This is a genomic window from Pinirhizobacter sp. (genome assembly GCF_035317885.1).
Taxonomy (GTDB): Bacteria; Pseudomonadota; Gammaproteobacteria; order Xanthomonadales; family Rhodanobacteraceae; genus Pinirhizobacter.
This window is the reverse complement of the sequence record NZ_DATHFX010000224.1, coordinates 1-3,211: the sequence shown is the minus strand read 5'-3', so window position 1 is coordinate 3,211 and position 3,211 is coordinate 1. Positions and strand designations below refer to the sequence as shown.

Genomic DNA, 3,211 nt, shown 5'->3' with positions numbered 1-3,211 from the left:
AGGAGGCGGCGGCGGTTCGATGAAATCGACGTTCACCACGCGCTCTTTCTCTTTCTCCTGCTGCTTGGGAGGGGTGGCGGGCGCGACCAGCATGAGGAAGCCGACTGCATGGACCGCAATGGCTACCGCCAATGCGCTCGTGCGTCCCCAGCTGAACGGCGCTTGGCCGGTTAGTTCGTTACTTGAGGCCATCTTTCACTATCAAGCAAGTCGATCGGAAGTCGGATCGCACAGGGATTGTCGGCAAAGCCGCATTGACACTGCGAACTTCGCCTGAACGCCTGGGCGGAAAGTAATCAACGGTACACCAGCTTATGGCATTTGTATAGCAGCGAAGGGGCGTTATATGGACGTCTATTCGCGCCCCCACGGCGCATTTTTACCGATGCCTTTACCTGGCTTTTACTTCGCTGCTGCCGCCTGCTTGAGCCAGGCATTGGCCTTGGACGCCGTCTCCGGGTCCTGGGCCGCCTGTTTCATCGCGGCAACCGCTGCGGGTTTGTTCTTCAGCCCGCGCTCGCTCTCGGCCAGCACCATGTACGCGCTGCCCTTGTGCTTGACGCCCTTGGAGATCGCAGTGGTGACGGATTTCTTCGCAGCGGCGAATTGATCCTGTTGCAGCTGCACGCGGGCCATGGCAAGGCCCACCTCGCCATCCGTGGAGAGTGGCTCGGCCTTCTGGTAGTACTGGATCGAGCCTGCTTCGTTCTCGCCGATGATCGCGGCGTCGCCCTGCAGCTTATAGTTCTCTGCGGACTTCTTCATCTTGCCCTTGCCCATGCCGTCTTCGATGACGGCAACGGCCTTGGCGCCGTTGCCCTTGGCATCGGTGCCGTCCTGGGCGAGCAGCATGTAGGACTTGGCCAGGTTCTGCCAGTCGGATTCTTCGTTCAACGTATTGGTGCTGCGCGCCTGCTCAAGCAACTTGATGGCGTCGGGATACTTCTGCTGCTGCAGCAATACCGCGCTGGCGTTATGCAGCGCCGTGGAGTCGTTGGGATTCTTCGCCAGCTGGTCGGAGGCAAGCTTGGCCACCTGGTCGGACTGACCCGATTCGGAATAGCTCGCCAGCAGGATCTGGTCCCACTGCGGGTTCGGCTTGTCGGTCATCGTCTTGGCTTTGTTGATGGCCGCGATGGCTTCCGGGTATTTCTCCATCCGGTAGTCGATCATGCCTTCAAGGCCATAGGCTTCGGCGGTGTCCTTCTTGCCCTGGGCGCGCCACTGCTGCAACGTCTGCAGGGCCAGTGGGTACTGTTCGTCGCCGGCGTAGTACTGGGCCAGGTTGAACTGCAACTGGAAGTACGTGTCGTTCGGCAGCGCGTTGCTGTCGATGGACTTCTTCAACAGTTCAATGCCGCCCTTGTGGTCGCCACCGTTGTACTTGATGTTGGCCAGCGCCTGGGTTGCCAGCGCCTGCGCGTACTTGCTCTTCGAGCCGTCGGCGATCGGCTGCAGCAACTGCTGCGCCTTGGCGTCGTCGTTATCCTGCGCGGCCTGCAAGCCCTGGTTGAGCGACTCGGCTTCTTTCTTGTCGATGGGGTCGAGCTTGGGCTCGGCGCGCGTGGCGTTGGGGTACAGCGCTTCCTGCTTGGGAGCGTCTTTGGTGTCTTTCGCGATGGCCGGCGTCGCGGCCAGCGTGGCCAGGAGCGCGGCACACGCAAGAGCTTTCAGAAGGGAACCCTGTTTCATTCGCCTCACCTTTGGTTGGCATCGCGCCTGAACGCGATGGGGGACCCAAGAGGGTAACCCGGTAACCAAGCTGGAACAAGCTGCGGTGCGGCAAAAAAAGGTGTGTCAAAACAATGGCTTGTTATATAAACGTTGGCGCGTCGCGAAACATATTGTCGTACAAGGGAATTTTTTGTGCATCGGCCACCCCGCCATTGCGGCGGGACGGCACTTGGGAGGGCTCAAACGTCGAGGTTGGCGACCTTCAGCGCGTTCGCCTCGATGAAATCGCGGCGCGGCTCCACCGCCTCGCCCATCAGCATCGAGAACATCTGGTCGGCGGCCACGGCGTCTTCGATGCCTACCTGGAGCATGCGGCGGGTTTCCGGATTTACCGTGGTTTCCCACAGCTGCTCGGGGTTCATTTCACCCAAGCCCTTGAAGCGTTGGATGGTACGACCCTTCTTGGCCTCGTCGAGCAGCCAGTTGCGGGCCTCGACGAAACGCAGCAGGCCGCGCGACGCGTTGCCGCGACGAACCACGGCATCGGACTGGATCATCCCGGCGACCGCTTCGGCCACGGTGCGGATCGGACGGAATTCCGGGCCGCTGAAAAACGAACGAGGCAATAGCCAGATGTGGTCCAGGCCGTGCTGGGTGCGCACGATTTCGATCGCCGCAGTCTGCTCGCCCGCTGCAGGACGCAGCGCCATGCGGTAGCTGGGCCGGCCCAGGCCGCTGGTGTTCAAGCCTTTGGTCACGCCCTCGAGCCAGGTCGCCATCATGGCCGGCTCCTGCCAGTGCGCATCGGTGAGGGCCGGCTGTTCCAGCATGCCGGTAAAAGCGGCCCTGTCGTACCGGTGCGCCATGCGCTCGATCTGGTCGAGCGCGGACTGGTAATCCTTCAGCAGCTTTTCCAGGGCCTCGCCGGTGATCGGCGGTGCGTCCGGGCTGTAGACCAGGCTGGCATTGTCCACCGCGCTGGAAATCAGGTAGTTGTTCAAGGTGGCGTCGTCCTTGATGTACATCTCCTGCTTGCCTTGCTTGACCTTGTAAAGCGGCGGCAGGCCGATATAAATGTGGCCGCGCTCGATCAACTCCGGCATCTGCCGGTAGAAGAAGGTAAGCAGCAGCGTTCGGATGTGGGATCCGTCCACGTCCGCGTCGGTCATGATGATGATGTGGTGGTAGCGGAGCTTGTCGGGGTTGTATTCGTCTTTCCCGATACCCGTGCCCAGCGCGGTAATCAGCGTGCCGACCTCGGCCGAGCTGATCATCTTTTCGAAGCGGGCTTTCTCCACGTTGAGGATCTTGCCTTTCAACGGCAGCACGGCCTGGGTCTTGCGGTTGCGGCCCTGCTTGGCCGAACCACCGGCGGAGTCACCCTCGACCAGGAACAGTTCCGATAGCGCCGGATCCTTTTCCTGGCAGTCGGCGAGCTTGCCCGGCAGGCCGGCGATGTCCAGCGCGCCCTTGCGGCGGGTCATTTCGCGGGCCTTGCGCGCCGCTTCGCGCGCACGGGCGGCGTCGACGACCTTCG

Annotated in this window: 2 protein-coding genes and 1 pseudogene; all 3 read right to left on the bottom strand. The window is 61.8% G+C overall.

Annotation, left to right across the window (positions count from 1 at the left end; translation table 11 throughout):
- A pseudogene (locus tag VK519_RS17895) lies at nucleotides 1-192 on the bottom strand (energy transducer TonB); the annotation flags it as partial.
- Nucleotides 193-402: 210 nt separating this feature from the next.
- A complete protein-coding gene (locus tag VK519_RS07300) occupies nucleotides 403-1,692 on the bottom strand; it encodes a tetratricopeptide repeat protein (protein ID WP_324348611.1) in 1,290 nt (429 codons plus the stop codon).
- Nucleotides 1,693-1,913: 221 nt separating this feature from the next.
- The coding region (locus VK519_RS07295) for a toprim domain-containing protein (RefSeq protein WP_324348610.1) at nucleotides 1,914-3,211 on the bottom strand (1,298 nt) is incomplete at its 5' end.

Coding starts and splice junctions, on each gene's coding strand:
- VK519_RS07300 (WP_324348611.1), bottom strand. CDS start 1,692: ATGAAACAGGGTTCCCTTCTGAAAGCTCTTGCGTGTGCCGCGCTCCTG.